The organism is Azospirillum sp. NS33 (assembly GCF_059703765.1).
The window spans coordinates 80508-98232 of record NZ_BAAKJB010000019.1 but is presented as its reverse complement, the minus strand read 5'-3'; the positions used below and the strand labels follow the sequence as shown (position 1 = coordinate 98232).

20 protein-coding genes are annotated in these 17725 nt (G+C 72.5%); 7 read left to right on the top strand and 13 right to left on the bottom strand.

Features of this window, described 5'->3' with window-relative positions:
• Positions 1-128: 128 nt before the first annotated feature.
• Positions 129-2546, bottom strand: coding sequence for an endopeptidase La (gene lon / locus AC6H2I_RS17650; RefSeq protein ID WP_497501993.1), 2418 nt, complete (start codon positions 2544-2546; stop codon positions 129-131).
• 262 nt (positions 2547-2808) lie between these two features.
• Here lon and AC6H2I_RS17645 point away from each other — a divergent pair, with 262 nt between their 5' ends.
• Complete coding sequence (locus AC6H2I_RS17645) at positions 2809-3804, top strand: acetyltransferase domain-containing protein (RefSeq protein ID WP_497501992.1); 996 nt, start codon at positions 2809-2811, stop codon at positions 3802-3804.
• Between the two features lie 13 nt (positions 3805-3817).
• Here AC6H2I_RS17645 and AC6H2I_RS17640 read toward each other — a convergent pair whose 3' ends face one another.
• The 9 genes from AC6H2I_RS17640 to AC6H2I_RS17600 all read right to left on the bottom strand — a co-directional run bounded on the left by AC6H2I_RS17640 (position 3818) and on the right by AC6H2I_RS17600 (position 12339).
• Positions 3818-4822, bottom strand: coding sequence for a YihY/virulence factor BrkB family protein (locus AC6H2I_RS17640; protein ID WP_497501991.1), 1005 nt, complete (start codon positions 4820-4822; stop codon positions 3818-3820).
• On the bottom strand, positions 4822-5583 hold the full coding sequence (locus AC6H2I_RS17635; RefSeq protein ID WP_497501990.1) for a DUF3618 domain-containing protein: 762 nt from the start codon (positions 5581-5583) through the stop codon (positions 4822-4824). The genes AC6H2I_RS17640 and AC6H2I_RS17635 overlap by 1 nt, the downstream gene beginning before the upstream one ends.
• Positions 5584-5658: 75 nt before the next feature.
• Positions 5659-6300 (bottom strand): TerC family protein, encoded by a 642-nt coding sequence (locus AC6H2I_RS17630; RefSeq protein ID WP_497501989.1) that lies wholly within the window; start codon positions 6298-6300, stop codon positions 5659-5661.
• Positions 6301-6382: 82 nt separating this feature from the next.
• Positions 6383-7492, bottom strand: coding sequence for a SpbR family protein (gene spbR, locus AC6H2I_RS17625; RefSeq protein WP_497501988.1), 1110 nt, complete (start codon positions 7490-7492; stop codon positions 6383-6385).
• Between the two features lie 200 nt (positions 7493-7692).
• Positions 7693-8466 (bottom strand): DUF6969 family protein, encoded by a 774-nt coding sequence (locus AC6H2I_RS17620; protein WP_497501987.1) that lies wholly within the window; start codon positions 8464-8466, stop codon positions 7693-7695.
• Positions 8467-8666: 200 nt separating this feature from the next.
• On the bottom strand, positions 8667-9374 hold the full coding sequence (locus tag AC6H2I_RS17615) for an ABC-type transport auxiliary lipoprotein family protein (protein ID WP_497501986.1): 708 nt from the start codon (positions 9372-9374) through the stop codon (positions 8667-8669).
• Positions 9371-10336 carry an MlaD family protein gene (locus tag AC6H2I_RS17610; RefSeq protein WP_497501985.1) on the bottom strand — a complete coding sequence of 322 codons (966 nt, stop codon included), beginning with the start codon at positions 10334-10336 and terminating at the stop codon, positions 9371-9373. Before AC6H2I_RS17610 ends, AC6H2I_RS17615 begins: the two co-directional genes overlap by 4 nt.
• A gap of 4 nt (positions 10337-10340) precedes the next feature.
• A complete protein-coding gene (locus AC6H2I_RS17605; RefSeq protein WP_497501984.1) occupies positions 10341-11114 on the bottom strand; it encodes an ABC transporter ATP-binding protein in 774 nt (257 codons plus the stop codon).
• Positions 11115-11202: 88 nt separating this feature from the next.
• Positions 11203-12339 carry an MlaE family lipid ABC transporter permease subunit gene (locus AC6H2I_RS17600; RefSeq protein WP_497501983.1) on the bottom strand — a complete coding sequence of 379 codons (1137 nt, stop codon included), beginning with the start codon at positions 12337-12339 and terminating at the stop codon, positions 11203-11205.
• A gap of 202 nt (positions 12340-12541) precedes the next feature.
• On the opposite strand from AC6H2I_RS17600, the gene AC6H2I_RS17595 reads away from it, so the two are divergent.
• Positions 12542-13057 carry an adenine phosphoribosyltransferase gene (locus AC6H2I_RS17595; protein WP_497502039.1) on the top strand — a complete coding sequence of 172 codons (516 nt, stop codon included), beginning with the start codon at positions 12542-12544 and terminating at the stop codon, positions 13055-13057.
• Between the two features lie 55 nt (positions 13058-13112).
• Here AC6H2I_RS17595 and AC6H2I_RS17590 read toward each other — a convergent pair whose 3' ends face one another.
• Positions 13113-13895 (bottom strand): Fic family protein, encoded by a 783-nt coding sequence (locus AC6H2I_RS17590; protein WP_497501982.1) that lies wholly within the window; start codon positions 13893-13895, stop codon positions 13113-13115.
• Positions 13896-14042: 147 nt separating this feature from the next.
• On the opposite strand from AC6H2I_RS17590, the gene AC6H2I_RS17585 reads away from it, so the two are divergent.
• Entirely contained in the window at positions 14043-14390 is a 348-nt protein-coding gene (locus AC6H2I_RS17585) for a bacteriohemerythrin (RefSeq protein WP_497501981.1), read from the top strand.
• On the opposite strand, the gene AC6H2I_RS17580 is transcribed toward AC6H2I_RS17585, so the two are convergent.
• The gene (locus AC6H2I_RS17580) at positions 14362-15219 is read right to left on the bottom strand and encodes a CE1 family esterase (RefSeq protein WP_497501980.1); all 858 of its coding nucleotides are present in this window, start codon (positions 15217-15219) and stop codon (positions 14362-14364) included. The two genes, AC6H2I_RS17585 and AC6H2I_RS17580, sit on opposite strands and share 29 nt — an antisense overlap.
• A 130-nt stretch (positions 15220-15349) precedes the next feature.
• Between AC6H2I_RS17580 and AC6H2I_RS17575 the strand changes: the two genes are divergently transcribed.
• A complete protein-coding gene (locus AC6H2I_RS17575; protein ID WP_497501979.1) occupies positions 15350-16000 on the top strand; it encodes an ATP-dependent Clp protease proteolytic subunit in 651 nt (216 codons plus the stop codon).
• 35 nt (positions 16001-16035) lie between these two features.
• Here AC6H2I_RS17575 and AC6H2I_RS17570 read toward each other — a convergent pair whose 3' ends face one another.
• A complete protein-coding gene (locus tag AC6H2I_RS17570) occupies positions 16036-16680 on the bottom strand; it encodes a histidine phosphotransferase family protein (RefSeq protein WP_497501978.1) in 645 nt (214 codons plus the stop codon).
• A 120-nt stretch (positions 16681-16800) separates the two neighbouring features.
• Here AC6H2I_RS17570 and AC6H2I_RS17565 point away from each other — a divergent pair, with 120 nt between their 5' ends.
• The 3 genes from AC6H2I_RS17565 (at position 16801) to AC6H2I_RS17555 (ending at position 17681) form a co-directional block, all read left to right on the top strand.
• On the top strand, positions 16801-16986 hold the full coding sequence (locus tag AC6H2I_RS17565) for a DUF3553 domain-containing protein (RefSeq protein WP_497501977.1): 186 nt from the start codon (positions 16801-16803) through the stop codon (positions 16984-16986).
• Positions 16983-17426: a c-type cytochrome gene (locus tag AC6H2I_RS17560; protein ID WP_497501976.1), complete on the top strand. Its 444-nt coding sequence runs from the start codon at positions 16983-16985 to the stop codon at positions 17424-17426. Before AC6H2I_RS17565 ends, AC6H2I_RS17560 begins: the two co-directional genes overlap by 4 nt.
• Positions 17427-17558: 132 nt before the next feature.
• A complete protein-coding gene (locus AC6H2I_RS17555; protein WP_497501975.1) occupies positions 17559-17681 on the top strand; it encodes a hypothetical protein in 123 nt (40 codons plus the stop codon).
• The last annotated feature ends 44 nt before the right edge of the window (positions 17682-17725 follow it).

Genomic DNA, 17725 nt, shown 5'->3' with positions numbered 1-17725 from the left:
AACAAAGTCACCCCACGACTTCGCGAGATCAAAATGTAAGCACAGCGGCCACCACCCGTCAATTGGCGACGGGGGTGGCCGCTGCCGTCTGTGGCGATTTGCCGGGCGCGAGCACCCGTCAACGCCTCCTAGTGGCGCAGGACCTCGCCTCCCTGGTCGCCATCACGCGGCTTGGCGGCCGGCTCGATGGGGTCCTCGGGTTCGGTCCACTCGATCGGCTCGGGCACGCGGACCAATGCGTTGCGCAGCACCTCGTCCACCGAACTGACGGGGATGATCTCCAGCCCCCGCTTCACGTTGTCCGGGATGTCGGCCAGGTCCTTCTCGTTGTCCTTGGGGATGAGGACGTGCTTCAGGCCGCCGCGCAGGGCGGCCAGCAGCTTCTCCTTGAGCCCGCCGATCGGCAGCACCCGCCCGCGCAGGGTGATCTCGCCGGTCATCGCCACGTCCTTGCGAACGGGAATGCCGGTGAGGACCGAGACGATCGACGTGAACATCGCCACGCCGGCCGACGGGCCGTCCTTGGGCGTGGCGCCCTCGGGAACGTGGACGTGGATGTCCTTTTTCGCGAACAGGGTCGGCTTGATGCCGAAGGCGGTGGCGCGCGACTTGACGTAGCTCTCGGCCGCCTGGACGGACTCCTTCATGACGTCGCCCAGCTTGCCGGTGGTGGTGACCCGTCCCTTGCCGGGCAGCGTCACCGCCTCGATGGACAGCAGCTCGCCGCCCACCTCGGTCCAGGCCAGGCCGGTGGTGACGCCCACCAGATCCTCCAGCTCCGCCTCGCCGAAGTGGAACCGGCGCACGCCGGCGTACTTGTCGAGGTTGCGCCGGGTGACCGCCACCTTGCCGATCCCCGACGGCTTCAGAAGGATCTCCTTCACCGCCTTGCGGCAGAGGTTGGCGATCTCGCGCTCCAGGTTGCGCACGCCGGCCTCGCGCGTGTAGTAGCGGATGAGGTCGCGCAGCGCGTCGTCGGAGATCGAGAACTCGCCCTTCTTCAGGCCGTTCGCCTTGATCTGCTTGTCGATGAGGTGCCGCTTGATGATCTCGACCTTCTCATCCTCGGTGTAGCCGGCGACGCGGATCACCTCCATCCGGTCCAGCAGCGGCTGCGGCAGGCGCAACGTGTTGGCCGTGCACACGAACATCACGTCGGACAGGTCGTAGTCGACCTCCAGGTAATGGTCGTTGAAGCTGGCGTTCTGCTCGGGGTCGAGCACCTCCAGCAGCGCCGAGGAGGGATCGCCGCGCCAGTCGGCGCCCAGCTTGTCCACCTCGTCCAGGAGGAACAGCGGGTTCGACGACTTCGCCTTCTTCATGCCCTGGATGACCTTGCCGGGCATGGAGCCGATGTAGGTGCGGCGGTGTCCGCGCACCTCGGCCTCGTCGCGCACGCCGCCCAGCGACATGCGCACGAAGTTGCGCCCCGTCGACCGCGCGATCGACTTGCCCAGCGACGTCTTGCCGACGCCCGGCGGCCCGACCAGGCAGAGGATCGGCCCCTTCACCTTGTTCAAGCGGTTCTGGACCGCCAGGTACTCGAGGATGCGCTCCTTGACCTTCTCCAGGCCGTAATGGTCGGCGTCGAGGATGGTCTGCGCGTGGCGCAGGTCCTTCTTCACCTTGGTGCGCTTCTTCCACGGGATCGAGAGGATCCAGTCGAGGTAGTTGCGCACCACCGTGGCCTCGGCCGACATCGGGCTCATCGACCGCAGCTTCTTCAGCTCGGCCAGGGCCTTCTCCCGCGCTTCCTTGGACAGGCGGGTCTTGTTGATCTTCTCCTCGAGCTCGGCGGCCTCGTCGCGGCCGTCCTCGGACTCGCCCAGTTCCTTCTGGATCGCCTTGAGCTGTTCGTTCAGGTAGTACTCGCGCTGGGTCTTCTCCATCTGCCGCTTGACGCGGTTGCGGATGCGCTTTTCCACCTGCAGCACGCCGATCTCGCCCTCCATGAAGGCGTAGACGCGCTCCAGCCGCTCCGACACCGTCGCGCACTCCAGGAGCTGCTGCTTCTCCGGAATCTTCAGCGCGAGGTGCGACGCCACCGTGTCGGCGAGCTTGCCCGACTCCTCGATCTGGTTGATCGAGACCAGGACCTCCGGCGGGATCTTCTTGTTGAGCTTGATGTACTGCTCGAACTGGGAGACCACGGCGCGCGACAGCGCCTCCAGTTCCTGGGTGTCGCCGGCCTTCTCCTCGATGAGGTCGCCGTAGGCCTGGAAGAACTCCTCGTTCTCGGCGAACTTCACGATGGAGGCCCGCTGGCCGCCCTCCACCAGCACCTTGACCGTGCCGTCGGGCAGCTTCAGCAGTTGCAGCACGGTGCCCACCGTGCCGACGTCGTAAATGTCGGCGGGGGTCGGGTCATCCTGCGCAGCGTTCTTCTGGGTGACGAGAAGGATCTGCTTGTCATCCTTCATCACGTCTTCCAGGGCGCGCACGGATTTCTCGCGGCCGACGAACAACGGCACGATCATGTGGGGGAAGACCACGATGTCCCGCAGCGGCAGGACCGGATACAGGGCACCACGGGGGATTTCGAACATCGACAGGGCCTCTTGATGGGAAGACCGCCAGCCCGGGAGGGGCCTGGGGCGACACCGCCTCGTGATGAGCGCGGCGTCTTCTACGGCACCGCACTAACGTGGCACACCCCCTGTCCCCCTTCAAGGCCCGACGGCGGGGAATAGGACGCGCCGCGAACCGTTGCGCAGAGCCGCTTCCCGGCCCGGGCACGCATCGGTGGACAACCGCCGGGCGATGCGGCATCACAAGCCCATGGTCACGCCCGCCCCAGCATCGCCGGCCATGCCGGCCCCCGCGGACCGCCCCGCCCACCGCCCCGCCGACCGCCCGGCGGCGCGCCGGCTCGCCGCGGTCGACGCGCTGCGCGGCGGCGCCATCCTGGCGATGGTCGCCTATCACCTCTGCTGGGACCTCGACGCCCTGGGCTTCGCCCGCTTCGCCCTGACCGAGGCGGCGGCGTGGCTGGCCGCGCGCACCGCCATCGTCTCTGCCTTCCTCGCCCTGGTGGGGGTCGGCCTGGTCCTGGCGACCCGGCACGGGCTGGCCCCCCGCCGCCACCTGCGCCGCCTCGGCCTGCTGGTCGCCGCCGCCGCGGCGGTGTCGGCGGCGTCCTACGCGGCGTTCCCGGACAGCCCGATCTTCTTCGGCGTTCTGCACCACATCGCCCTGGCCAGCGTGCTGGGGCTGGCGTTCGTCGGTCTGCCGCCGCTCCCGCTGGCCGCGCTGGGAACGCTCGCGCTGCTCGTGCCGGCCCTGGTGGGGCCGCTCCCCGGCTTCGATGGACCGTGGCTGCGCTGGGTCGGGCTGATGAGCCACCCGCCCGCCTCGAACGACTACGTCCCGCTGTTCCCGTGGTTCGGCGTGGTGCTGCTGGGCATGGCGGCGGCCCGGGCGTGGCGGCCCGGGCCGGCGGTGGCGGCGTGGCGCCCCGGGCCCACCGGGCGCGCCCTGGCCTGGGCCGGCCGCCACAGCCTGGTCATCTATCTGGTCCACCAGCCCGTGCTGTTCGGCGCCCTCTGGCTCGCCGCGTCCGCGCTGCCCGGCCTCGCGCCGTGGTCCGACGCGCGCCAGACCCACGACTTCCTGGTGAACTGCACGGCCAGCTGCCGGGTCAACGGCGGCACCGCCGCCTCCTGCCCCGCCGCCTGCGCCTGCGTCGCCACCGACCTCAAGGCCGCCGGGGTGTGGCAGGACATGCTGGCCGGCCGGCTCCAAGGGGAGCGTCAGGCCCGCTTCGACACGGTGGTCCTGGCCTGCCTCACCGCCGACCCGAGTTGACGGGCGCGCCGGTTCAGGCGCGCCGCCGTCCCACGGTGTCGGCCACATAGGCGCCGCGGTGCCCCAGGGGCGCGTCGGGCGCCTGGGTGGTGTCCTGCGCCGTCTGGTGCTCCAGCTCGGCGTTCAACTCGGCGCCGATCAGCACCGCGTAGGCGGCCAGGTTGAGCCACAGCAGCAAGATCACCGCCGCCCCCACCGAGCCGTAGGTTTCGTTGTAGCTGGCGAAGTTGCTGACGTAGAGGGAGAAGGCGATGGAGCCCACCAGCCACAGCGCGGTGGCGGCCACCGAGCCCCAGGTCACCCAGCGCCACTTCGGCTCCCGCCGGCACGGGGCGAAGCGGTAGAGCACCGCCAGCGCCAGCATCACCGCCGCCGCCAGGATCGGCCAGCGCGCCAGGCGCACGACCCAGTCGAGCCCGCCCAGCGGCACCATTGCCAGCACCGCCGGCACCACCACCACCACCGCCAGGGTGAAGAACAGGAAGAGGATGCCGGTCAGGGTCAGGGTCAGCGACAAGGCCGCCTGGCGGATGAACCCCCGCCCCTCCTCCTCGTCGTAGACGATGTTGAGGGCGGTCACCAGGGCGCCGACGCCGCGCGACGCGCTCCACAGCGCGAACAGAAGGGCGCCGAGCGCGCCCAGGGTGAGCCCGCTGCCCGACGCCGAGGCGACGCTCTGGGCCTGGGCGCGCAGCACGTCGAGGCCCTGCGGCGGCACGATGCCCGCCAGGGTCTCGATGTGGGTTTCCACCGTCGCCAGGTCGGCAACCAGGCCGTACACCGACACCGCCGCGGCGATCGCCGGGAACAGGGCGAGCAGGGCGTAATAGGCGACGCCGCCGGCGACCATGCCCAGGTTGTCCCGGGACTGCTCCTCGTAGACGCGCCACAGCACGTCCTTCCAGCCACGCCGGGGAATGGCCCCGGGCCGGGCGGCCCCGCGCCCGCGCGGCCCCGCCTCCCGGGGGACACGGTCGGCCGCCGGCCGGTCGTGATGACGGCGGCTGAGGCCGAGCATCAGGCCAGGGCCTCGCGCACGCTGGAGAGCTGGTGGCGGATCGTCTCGATCTCGTGGAAATGGGCGCCGACCACCACACGGACGTCCTCCGGCAGGCGCTCGTGCAGGGCATCGCGGAAGAGCGCCAGCGTGCCGTCGACGCCGTGCTCCAGGGCGGCCAGCGCGTGGGCCCGCGACCGGGTGGTGGCGAGCACCTCGAACAGGTCGCGCCACGCCGGGTGCAGCGGCCCGTCGGGCTCGGGCCCGCCGCCCAGCCCGTCCAGCTCATGGCCGAGCGCGGCGGCGCTGCGGTCGAACTGGCGCGCCATGTCCGTCAGCCGGGGGGACAGGCGCAGATCGTCGAGCGCCGCGTCGGCCTCCCGGCTGCCCTCGGCGCCTTGCCGACAGGCACCGGCGAGGCCGGTCAGGAGGATGCGCACCCGCTGCTCCGAGAGGGCCGGACCGCGCTCCTGTGCGACGCCCGGCGCCTCGTCGGGCGTGCGCGAGATGGCCCAGGCCAGCCACAGCGCGCCGATCCCGATCAGGGCCACCGGGATCGGGTTGTTGCGGATCGCCCGGGCGATCCGCGTCGGCCGCCCCTGCACCACGTCGCGGACGATGTCGGTGACGGCGCCGGTCATCTGGCCCGGCGACATCCGGTATTCCAGCTCGTCAAGAGTGGAGTCCATCCGTGCGCGAATGGCGCCGATGTCCCGTTCGATGTCGCCCATGCTGCGCGGCCGGGCCGTCGGGGCTGGGTTGTCGTTGCGATCATCGGCCATGCCGGAACCTCCCTGTGACGCTGCCGCAAGGAACACCGGCGGCGCGGCAAAGGTTCCGGCAGCGCTCCCGGCGGCTCAGAGGGTGCCGGCGGCGGCCAGCAGCTCGCCGCCGCCGTCGACGATCATCCGCACGGCGACGTAGAGGATGACCGCCAGCCCGACATAGGCGATCCAGTGGTACCGGTTGAGCACCCGGGCCATCACCGTGGCGGCCGCCCCCATCAGGGCAACCGACAGGATCAGCCCGATCACCATCACCCAGACATGCTCGCGCGCCGCCCCGGCCACCGCCAGCACGTTGTCCAGGGACATGGAGACGTCGGCCACCACCACCTGCCAGATCGCCACGCCCATGGGCTTGCTGCCCGGCGCCGGGCCGCCGGCGCCCGGCTCGCCGCCGACCAGGGCCCCACCCTCCGCTTCCGCGCGCGCTTCACGCAGCTCGCGGTAGAGCTTCCAGCACACCCACAGCAGCAGGACGCCGCCGGCGAAGGTCAGCCCGATGATGGCCAGCAGCTGGGTGGCCAGGACGGCGAACAGGATGCGCAGCAGCACCGCGGCGACGATGCCCCAGAAGATCACCCGCACGCGCTGCGCGCGGGCCACCCCGGCCGCGGCCATGCCGACGACGATGGCGTTGTCGCCGGCCAGCACCAGATCGATGAAGATCACCTGGCCCAGCGCGGCCAGCTCGTTCAGGAAGAGGTCGGAGTGCACGGGTGGACGTCCTCACGCTGCGCCAGGCCCGGCTATAGCCGCCCCGACGGTCCGGCGCAAGGCGCCGGACGGTGCCGGGCCGTCACCCCTCGTGCATGAGGTCGCCGAGCTTGGAGAGCAGGTACTCCAGGTCGTCGGCCGCCAGGTCCTCGTACTGGGTGAGGATGCGCTCGATGATCCGGCGGCGGTGGCGCAGGACGTCGTCGGGCTCGCCGTCGTAGGGGGTCTGGCTGGTGACGTCGATGGCGATGCGGCAGGCCGGCAACAGGGCCGAGGGCATGCGCGCCTTGTCGTAGACCGATTTCAGGCCGAGCGGGCCGACGTCGTGGATCAGCAGCCGGGCGTTGGTCAGCGGCACGCCGGCGCGCTGCGCCATCCCCGCCTCGAAGAACGCGACGTCGCCCATGCACAGCGCCCGCACCATCAGCGACGGCGTCAGGCGGCCGGTGCGGGCGAGCTGCGCCACGAGGCGCTCCAGCGCCTGTTCGTCGCTCTCGCCGGAGAACAGGCCGACGGTCGCGCGCTCCCGGCTCTGCAGGATGAGGTCGGAGGCGGTCTTGGCCGGCAGGTCGTGGTGGGCGACCAGATATTGCTGGAGCTTCTCCGACACCACCGCCACCAGCCGCTCGGCCACGGTGACGGGCAGGCGGCTGCGGTGGACCAGCGGAGCCTGCACCACTTCGCTGCCGCCGAAGCGGTCGAGCACGCGGCCCAGCACCGCCTCGCCCAGTTGGGCGCCCTCGTTGGCCACCAGCGCGGCCACCACGCCCTCGCCGGCGGTTTCCACGATCGCCTGGGCCACGGTGGCCGACACTTCCGGGCGCTGGGCGACCGCGCCCTGCTTGGCGTCGCTGCCCGAGCGGATCACCTCCAGCAGATCGGCGTCGGTCAGGACCTGGGAGACGCTGAGGATCGGGATCGCCACGGCCTCGACGTCGCGGGCCAGGGTCAACGCCACGTCGCGCGGCAGCGACGGGCTCGACTTCAGGTTCTCCGCCAGGGACTGGCGCACCCGCACCACGGCGTCGCGCGCCATCACCCGGACGATGTCCTCCGCCAGGCGGCGCTCGTCGCTGCTCAAGGTGTTGGCCTCGAACTCGCGGGCGACCTTGATCGCAAGATCGGCGCGGGTGGCGGGCGAAGGGTCCGTCAGCAGCCGCGCGACGTCTTCCCGGCTCAGATGCTCTTTCATGGGTGCCCGACCCTCATGTTCCGCCTGGGCGCTTCGTCGACCAGGCTCCACAACGCCCGACCCCGCCGGCGGCCGCGCCGCGGCCCGCCGCGGGGATCGCGTGCAAGGCCGAATCATGGGCGGCGAAGGGTTGAACCTTCCTTAATGCCACCACGGGGCCGTGTGGTGCGCCGGACCGGCCCTGATACCCGGCCCTGTCCTCAGATATGGAACGCCGGCGGCTCGGGGAACAGGGGGGAGCGCCGCCGTCCGCCGCGCAGCACCGCGTCCAGCGCCGCGATCTGCTCGTCGACGTCCACGGTGATCGCCGAGGCCACCTCCAGCGCGCGGTCCTCGTAGACGTAGCGGTCCGGATGCGCCCGCGCCCAGGCGTCGACCGCCGCGTCGCGCCCGCGCAGCAGCTCCACGATCTGGGGCCGGAACAGGCGCAGGAACGCCGTGATCCACCGGTTGGCGGGCCAGGATGGGCGGGCGTGGTCAACGACGAAGAGGTCGAGCATGCGCACCACGTCCGGTGCGGCGTACCACGTCTCGCCGGTGACCCAGCGGTTGGTGGTGAAGAGACGGGTCGGCCGGCCCAGCGCGTCCATGCCCACCGCCACCAGGTGGCACAGCGCGTCGTTGCCGCCCCCGGCTCCGGCGGCGTCGGGCAGCGCGGCGGGACGCACCCCCTCGGGCATGCCGAGCGGGCGCAGGAAGGTGTGGAAGTGGCCGTGCTCGCCGCCCGGCCGCTCCCCCTCGGGATGGCAGTGGTAATAGTACTGGGCGTGGTACTCGCTGTCGTAGACGTCGCCCGGCGGGTAGTGCTGCCAGGCCGAGGGGGCGCCGTGGCCGCGCAACAGTTCGCCGATCACCGTGTCGCCGGTCTTGGCGAGCACCCTCAGGCAGGCGCGCACCTCGCGCCCGGCGGCGTCCATCGCCTCAAGCTCCTCGCGCGTCAGCCGCGCCAGCACCTCGGTCGACCGGTCGCTCATCACTCCCGCATCCCGCCCGTTCGCGAGCCCCCAGCATAGTCCAGAGCGGCGCGGCGATGGTACGGAAATGTCCCTATCCGTCGGCAGGTTTCACCGGATCGGGCCACAGCACCGGCCCGGCGAGACCTGCGGAGCCCTTGGTTTTGCAGGGTTTCCGAGCCCGCCCCTGGGTGGGCGGAGGTCGGCAACCCTGCCCAGGGTCAGGTGGCGCCGGCGGCCCTCACCGCGGCGCCGCGGCGCAGCGTCCAGCCCGCCAGCTGCTCCGTCACCTGGCCGAGCGCCGCGTCGAAGGCGTCGATCACCGCGGCGAAGTCGCCTCCCTGGACCGGCGCCGTCGCCTCGAAGGTTTCCCCGGCCTCGATCGTCCGCCGCGGCATCGCCACCAGCTTGGCCGCCAGGCGCACCTTGACCCGTTGCGGCTGGCCGGTGACGCGCCCGTCCGTGTACTCGGCCTGGAAGTCCCGCAGCTCGGTCTTCAAGGTGAAGTCGGCGCGCAGGCCCAGGCTGTCGCGCCCGACCGACACGATCTTGCCGCTCTCCTCGAAGGACTCCACCACCAGTCCCTGCACCATGGCCGGCGCGCGGTCGACCCACGAGACGTCGGCGAAGTAATCCAGCGAGGTCGGCGACTTGGCGACGGCGATGCGCGGGGTGTCGAGGCCGGCGGGTGCGGTGGGCGCCTCCACCAGAAGCTGCCAGTCGGCGCGCGGCAGGGCGGGGTCGAAGGTCTCGTGGGGGGTCAGGGTGTAGAGGCTGGGGGCGGTCGGGTTGAGGGCCGAGGCGCAGGCCGCCAGCGCCGACGCGGCGATCACGCCGGCCGCCAGGCCGCGCCGCGCCCGCCACAACGACGCAGGCCACGTCCCCGCCTGCGGGCGGGCCTGCCGCGGGTTGTGCCGGCTGCTCGTCATTGTCCCACCTCCACGCCTTGCCGGGTCCCGCCGAACAGGAAGTTCGTCGGGCTGTTCTCGATCCGCGTGACCACCCGGGAGAGCTGCGCCGACAGGTCGCGCAACTGGGTGACCAGCAACGTCACTTCATACAGGCCGGTGGCGGTGAAGTCGCGCACCGGTTCGCGGTTCTCCTCCACCATCGCGCCGACGCGCTCCGCCGTCACCGACAGGTTGCGCGTCAGCGTCGCCAGCTCCGCGCCCAGCGTGCGGGCGGTGCCGTCCAGGGTGGCCAGGGTGTCGGTGGCCTGGGACACCGTGCGGCGCAGCTCCGGCGCGAGATCGCCGACCGTGCCGTCCAGGGTCGCCACCAGACGGGCGACGCCGGCCATGGTGCGGTCGAGGTCCCGGGTGGCGGCGGCGAGCTGGCCGGTGATCGCCTGGCTGTTGGCGAGGATGCCGGCGATGGCCTGCTGGTTGGCGGGACCGAGCAGCGCGTCGACCCGCTCGGCAATGCCGACGATGCGGTTCAGGAGCTGCGGCGCGGCGTCCACCACCGCCGCCAGGGTGGAGGGCTTGGAGTCGATCACCGGAACGCCGCTCTCCACCGCCTTCAGCAACTCGCTGCGGTCGGTGCCGCCGGTGATCTGCACGTAGGCGCCGCCGGTGATGCCCTGCATCTCCAGCGAGGCGATGGAGTCGGTCTTGATCGGCGTCCCCTCCTGCAGCTCGACGCTGACCACGACCCGGCCGACATTGGTGGGGTCGAGGCCGATGTCGGTGACCGTGCCGACGGGGATGCCGCGGTAGCGCACCGGGCTGCCGTCCTGCAGCCCGGTCACCGAGCCCGTGAAGTAGATGAGGTAGGGATCCCGCTGCTCGTCCAGCTGGACCTTGGCGATCCACACCGTGAACACGAAGAGCCCGGCGATCAGCGACAGCACGAAGACGCCGACGAGGATGTAGCTGGCACGCGTCTCCATCGCCCTAGACCTCCGCGCGCCGCGCCGCGCGGCCGCGCGGGCCGTGGAAATAGTCGCGGATCCAGGGATGCTCGTCGTCGAGCAGCGCCTCCAGCGTGTCGACCTTGATCCTCTTGTCGATCAGCACGGCGATGCGGTCGCAGATGGAGGTCAGGCTGTCGAGGTCGTGGGTCACCATGTAGACGGTCAAGCCCAGGCTCCGTTGCAGGTTTCGGATGAGCTGGTCGAAGGCGGCGGCGCCGATCGGGTCGAGGCCGGCGGTCGGCTCGTCGAGGAACAGGATGTCGGGGTCGAGGGCCAGCGCCCGGGCGAGGCCGGCCCGCTTGCGCATGCCGCCCGACAACTCCGACGGGTATTTGGGCCCGGCCTCGGGCGGCAGGCCGACCATGGCGATCTTCACCCGGGCGATGTCGGCGACCAGCGCCGCCGGCAGCCGGGTGTGCTCCTTCAAGGGGACCATCACGTTCTCGGCCACGGTGAGGGAGCTGAACAGGGCCCCGTCCTGGAACAGCACGCCGGTGTGGGCCTTCAGCGCCCGCTCCTCCCGCGCCGACAGCCGTGCGGTGTCCCGCCCCAGCACCTCAACGGTGCCGGCGGCGGGACGGATCAGCCCGATGATCTCTTTCAGCAGCACCGACTTGCCGGTGCCCGAGCCGCCGACCACCCCCAGCACCTCGCCGGGCAGCACGTCGAGGTCGAGTCCGTCGTGGATGACCTGCCGGCCGAACCGCGTCACCAGGCCGCGCACGCGGATCACCGGCTCCGCCGGGACGGGCACCGGCTCCGCCGGGGCGGTCCCCGGGCGTGGGCCGGGAGCCGCCGCAGGGCTGTGCGCGTTGCCGACCGCCATCGTTCCCCCTTCCGCCCTAGACGCCGACAAACGAAAACAGAACCGAGAACACCGCATCGAGCACGATGACCAGGAAGATGCCTTCGACGACCGCCTTGGTCGTCAGGGCCCCCACGCTCTCGGCGCTGCCCGACACCTGGAGCCCCTCGTAGCAGCCGACCATGGCGATGACGAGCGCGAAGACCGGGGCCTTGACGATGCCGACCAGGAAGGTGCCGAGCCCGACCGCCCCCTGGAGCTGCTTGAGGAACTGGGCGAAGGTGATGTCGAGTACGACGTAGCTCATCACCGCTCCGCCGAACAGGCCCATCACGTCGGCGTAGAATCCCAGCAGCGGCAAGGTGATCATCAGGGCGATCGCGCGCGGCACCACCAGCAGCTCCATCGGGTCGAGACCCAGCGTGCGGATGGCGTCGACCTCCTGGTTCACCTTCATGGTGCCGATCTGGGCGGTGAACGCGGAGCCGGAGCGGCCGGCGACGATGATCGCCGTCATCAGCACGCCGATCTCGCGCAGCACCGAGACCCCCAGCAGATTGACCACGAACAGCTCGGCGCCGAAGCGGCGCAGCTGGTCCGCCCCCTGGAAGGCCAGCACGACGCCGATGAGGAAGGTGAGCAGGCCGAGGATCGGCATGGCGTTGAGGCCGGTCTGCTCGATGTGGCTCAGCACGGCGCGCAGGCGCAGCCGCGAGGGATGGCGCGCGATGCGCGCCAGGGTGATCGCCATCAGCCCGAAGAAGGACAGGAGATCCAGCCCCTCGCGCACCAGCGCCACCGTGCCGCGCCCGGTGCGCTCGACCATGTCGATCACCGGGTGCGGCCGCGGCTGGACCGGGCGCGGCGCGGCGGCGGCGCGGCCGACCGCCTCCAGCAGCGGCGCATGCTCGGGCCGCACGGCGGCCATCTCCACCGGGTGGCCCCCGGCCCGCAGGCGTTCGGCGAGGCGCGCCAGCAGCATGGCGCCCACCGTGTCGAGCGCCTCCAGGGCCGAGAGGTCGACCCGCACGGCGGCGGCGGCGGCGGGCCGGACGGCGTCCAGCTCCCGCGTCAGCCGCGACGCGCCTTCGAGGTCCCACCGCCCGCCGGCCGCCACCAGCCAGCCGCCGCCGTGTCCCGGCGCCGCCGTCATCCAAGCCTGTTGCGGCGCCATGCGCCCCGGTCCCCTTCGCGTTGCGTGTCTCGACGGCGCGGGCGCGCACGGCGCCGTCGCCCCCAGGTCCTGTTAACCGCGATTTGCGCGAAAAGCACGCGCCACGTACACTGCCCGCGCCCCACGACGGCGGCCGGCCCTTCCGGGCCCGGGCCGCCCCCGGCCATCACACATGGGACCGCCCGCCATGACGTCACCCACCATCGACCTGCGCCAGCACATCCGCGGGATCGCGGATTTCCCGAAGCCCGGCATCCTGTTCTACGACATTTCGCCGCTGCTGGCGAACGCCGCCGCCTGGCAGGAGGCGATCGGGCAGCTGGCCGAGGCCATCCGTCCGCACCAGCCGGACGTGCTGGTGGGCATCGAATCCCGCGGCTTCCTTCTCGCCGCCCCCCTGGCGCTGGCCCTCAACACCGGCTTCGTGATGGTGCGAAAGCGCGGCAAGCTGCCGGGCGACAAGATCACCCATTCCTACGACCTGGAATACGGCACCGACACGATCGAGGTCCAGGCCGACGCGGTCACCCCCGGCCAGCGCGTGGTCGTGCTGGACGATCTGCTGGCCACCGGCGGCACCATGGCGGCCACCGTCACCCTGCTGCGCCAGGTCGGCGCCGACGTGCGGGCCGCCGCCTTCATCATCGAACTGACGTTCCTGGGCGGCCGCGGGCGCATCGACGTGCCCTGCACCACGCTGATGCGCTACGAGTCGTGACCCCGCCGGTGCCGGCGACGCCGGGCGTCGCCCGGGCGTCCGGCCCCGGGGGCGCTCAGGCGTCCGGATCCAGCTCGGCCGCGCCGTCGAGGGCGGCGCGGTCGACCACGCCCTGGGCCGCGGCGACCAGGCAGACGTCCAGGCTCTGGTCGAGCAGGCCCATCATGGTGTCGCGGAACGCCGCCTTGTCGCCCATCGTGCGCGCCCGCTCCAGCGTGTCGCGGTAGGCGGCGAGATCGCCGGTGCGGACCACGACCGGCGGATAGCCGGCCCGGTTGAGCAGGAGGTTGGTCAGCAGCACCGCGACCGTCGCGTTGCCCTGGTAGAACGGGCGCACCGCCATCATGCGGACATGCGCCTCCACGGCGCTCTCCGGCCCCGGTTCGGTGCGCCGCAGCCAGCCGCTCAGCGCCGACATGGACACCCGCACCTTGGCCGGGTCGGGCGTCGCCGCCGCCGGCCCGTCCTCCAGCGCCCCCTCGCGGTAGGCACCGGCGCCGGGATCGATCCCCTGGAACAGGACGGCGTGCAGCGCCGCCACCGTGCGGTCCGTGACCACCCCCTGCGGCTCGTAGGAGAGGCGGGCGGCGACACGCAGCGCCTCGACGTGGTTGACCACCAACCGCTGGTCGTGGGGCCGCCGGTTGCGCAGCACCGGGCCTTTCTCCATCACCCGGACGACCTCGGCGCGGGCCAGCCCGCCGCTCTCCAGGCGTTGGCACGCCACCGTCAGCTCCGTCTCGAACCAGTCGGCCAGCGCGTGGACGACCGGCGGCGCGAGCGGACGCACGGCGTCCAGCGCCCGCTTCTTCTCGATGAGGTCGTTGAGCTGCACCACGCGGTCACCTCGCCATCGGCCGTCGGCGTCGCCGCCGTCACCCGGGGATGTATACGGGGTCGCGCCGGCGCCCGGAAGCCCCGACGTCCGCGCGGGAGCGCTTGAGGCCGCTGGATTGCCGGCGTTGGATGAGGGCTGGGGCGCGGGGTGTCCGAAGGCGGCCGGGATGCCCTCGGCGCCCTGCTGGCGGAGCTCCACGACCACACCGAGGCCCATTTCCGCCGTGAGGAGGCGGTCATGGAGGCGTCGGGATACCCGGACCTCGACCGCCACCGGGCGGCGCACCGCTCCTTCGTCGACGACGTCGACACGATCCGGCGGGCGTTCGCGGACGGCCACCCGGTGACGCTGCGCATCGACCTGATCCTCCTGCTCAGGGGCTGGCTGATCGACCACATCCAGACGGTCGACGTGCAGGTCAGGCCGTTTCTCGGCGGCGACGGCGGCGCGGCGGCGGGGCGCGGCGTCACTCCAGCCCGGCGAAGAACGCCATGATGGCCGCACCGGCGCCGTCCGGCCATTGGTGCGGGTAGAAGCGGCCGCCGGCGGTGCGGTCGGCGGCGTGGGGACACCACAGCACGGGATGGCGCGCCGCCGCGGCGCCGTAGCGCCGGCAGTTGAAGCGGTGCGGCGGCGCCGGCCGGCTGCCCGCGTCGACGCCGTTCTGGGCCAGCAGCGACCGCCGCACCCGCAACCCCTCCGACACCGGCACCAGCCGGTCCCGCGGGTTGTGCATCACCAGCGCCGCCACCGCGCCCGTGCAGGCCGCCGGGCGGCTGATGCCGCCAGCCACGGAGGCGACGCCGCGGATGGCCGCGCCGCGGGCGCAGGCCAGGCTGTTGGCGAAGGACGCCCCCAGCGAGTGGCCGACCACGAACACCCGCCCGAGGTCGAGACAATAGGCCCTGGACAGCACCCCGACCACCGTGTCGAACAGGGCGAAATCGCGCTGCCGTCCCGGGGCATCGGCGGGCGCGGCCCAGGTGTAGCGGCCCTGCGCGTCCTGCCGCCCGGCGGGGTAGACGAAGATGGTCGGGGCGCGGGCGTTGCCCTCCAGCCCGAGGTAGCGGCGCAGCCGGGCGTTGGCGGTGGTGCGCCCGTGGAAGGCGACGACCAGGTCGTGCGGCCGGGCGGGGTCGTACCCGGCCGGCGGCACGACGATCAGCCCGCGGTCGTGCCCATCGGCCCGGACCGCCGCCGGCGGAAACGCCGGGGGCGCCCGCCCGCATGCAGCCGAGGGTTGCGGGCCCGCCGCCGCGGCCGGGCCCGCCGCCAGCAGGACCATTGCCAGGGCAGCGCCCGCGACCGCCACTGTGTTCACCATCCCCGCACCTTCGGACATGTCCTTTCGTCAACAGCGGACTCGGGCCGGTGTCACAGCGCGGCGGCCGGGAGCCGCCTTAACGAAGGCGTAAACTTTTCCGGCAACCCTTGGGAGAGACGAGGAGGCGCGCATGGGTCGGACGGTGGCGGTTCTGGTTCGGGTGGTGGCGATGGCCGCGGCGATGGCCGCGGCGGCGGCACCGTCCGTCGGCGCCGGCACCGAGGCGCACGCCGCGGCCGCGACGGCGCTGCCGGACGCCTCCCTGCTGCGGACCGACGGCGACGACGGCACCGTCCTGCGCATCGACGGGGTGGTCACCGAGGATCTGGAGCGCCGCTTCACCCACGCGCTGGAGGCCCTGCCGGCGAACCGCGCGGTGGTGGTGGAGCTGGACAGCCCCGGTGGCTTCACCACCCCGGGCTACCGGATGATCGACCGCATCCTGGCCGAGCGGGCCGCCGGCCGGCCGGTCGCCACGCGGGTGCGCGGCGGCGAATCCTGCGAGAGCATGTGCGTCGGCATCTACCTCGCCGGCTATCCCCGCTTCGCCGCACCCTCGGCCGAGTTCATGGTGCACGCCCCGCGCATGGCCGACACCGGCTCGATGACGCTGCGCACGACGCGGGTCATGGTGGAGCGCCTGGTGTCGCTGGGAGCCGCCGAGGGCTGGATCGCCCGCGTCCGCAAGGCCGGCGGCTTCTCCGGCAGGGCCGATTACCGCGCCAGCGCCGATCGCCTGACCGCCGAGCGGGCCAACGTCGTCACCGAGCTGACCCGCTGACCCTCCCGCCCGCGCCGCGCCTGGCCGGCCCCGTCCTACCACTCCAGCCGGAACACCAGCACCTGCGGCCCGGCCGCGGCGGCGGCGGGGCGCAGGCCATACGCCTCGGCGAAGCGGCCGGTCACATAGGCGTGGACGGTGCGCGGCGACAGCTCGTCCGCGCCGGCCTCGCCGGACAGCGCCCGCTGGGCCTCCGGGCCGAGGGCGCCGGGGCGCCCCTGGGCGGTGAGGGTGATCCGGCCCGACGCCGCGTCGCCCTCCCCGGCCACCGACACCGTCCCGCCATGGGTCAGCGCCTCGTCGGCCAGGACGATCAGGTTGAGCAGCACCTTGGCCACGCCCTCCCGTTCGGTCATCGCGTCAGGAACCGCCCCGGCCGGCCAGTCGAGCGCCGTGCGCGAGCCCGCCACCCAGCCCTCGGCCGCGGCCCGGGTCTCGGCGAAGCCGCGCTGGTCCCGTCCGGCCATGCCGTAGGCGAGCCGGAACAGCTTCAACCGGCGCTCCGCCTGCCCCGCCGAATGCTCGATCAGCTTGATCGACTCGCCCAGGAAGGCCGAAGCCGGCTCATCCTCCATCTCCTCGATCAACTCCAGCCCGTTGTGGATCGCCCCGACCGGACTCACCAGGTCGTGGCAGACGCGCGACGCCAGGAGTTCGAGGACGCGGATGTCGAGAACCATGGACTTCCCCGGCTGGGTGGCGGCTGATGCGAACGGTTGGCAAGGGGAACTTCACGGCCCCACCGTCCTTCTTGTATCATCCATCACCGCGGGATGCCGCCGCTTTTCGGGACAGACGCCATGGATGACACGCTGGTTCCCGGCGCCTGGGTGCGCCACCCCGAGCGCCCGGACTGGGGCCTCGGCCAGGTGCAGTCCGCCATCCGCCACCGCGTCACCGTGAACTTCGAGCATGCGGGCAAGCTGCTGATCGACACCGCGGTGGTGTCCCTGGACGTGGTGGATCCCGACGGGACCCCGTCATGAGCGCGCGCCGGGCCGCCCTGGCGGTGCTGCGGGTGCTTCGGCAGGCAGCCCTTGTGCTGCCGGGCCTTGCGCTGGCAGTTCTTGTGCTGGCGACGCCGGCGCTGGCCGGGCCGGAGCCCGCGGGGGATCCGGCCCAGGGGGAAAAGCTGTTCCGCGCCTGCGCCTTCTGCCACACCCTCGAGCCCGGCGGCGGCCACCGCGCCGGACCGACCCTGCACGCCCTGTTCGGCCGACCGGCCGGGGCGGTGGAGGGCTACCCCTATTCCGAGGCGCTGCGCCGCAGCGGCATCGTCTGGACCGAGGACACCGTCGCCCGGCTGTTCGAGGTGGGCCCCGACACCATGACGCCCGGCAGCAAGATGCCCCTGCAGCGTCTGCCCGACGCCCAGGCGCGCGCCGACCTCGTGGCCTACCTGCGCCGGGCGACGGCCGCGCGCTGACGCGGCCGATCCGCCGCCCGCCATCGCCCGGCGCACTGGCGCGCGGGCGCGGCCGGCACTATTCTCCTTCCGCCGGGACCGGCGGACGCCGGCCCCGGAGAACGACACAAAAGTGCAGGGAGAGGCAGAGGCATGAAGGCCATGGTCATCGGGTTCGCGGCGGCGATCGTCATCGCCATCGGCGCCGCCGTCGTGCTGGACCGCGTGCCCAACGGCTCGGCCCAGTCGCAGTCGTCGCCGGCGGTCCGCCTGTGAGGCGGCCCCGGGGGGGCGCCGCGGCGCCCCCTCGGCCGACGGGG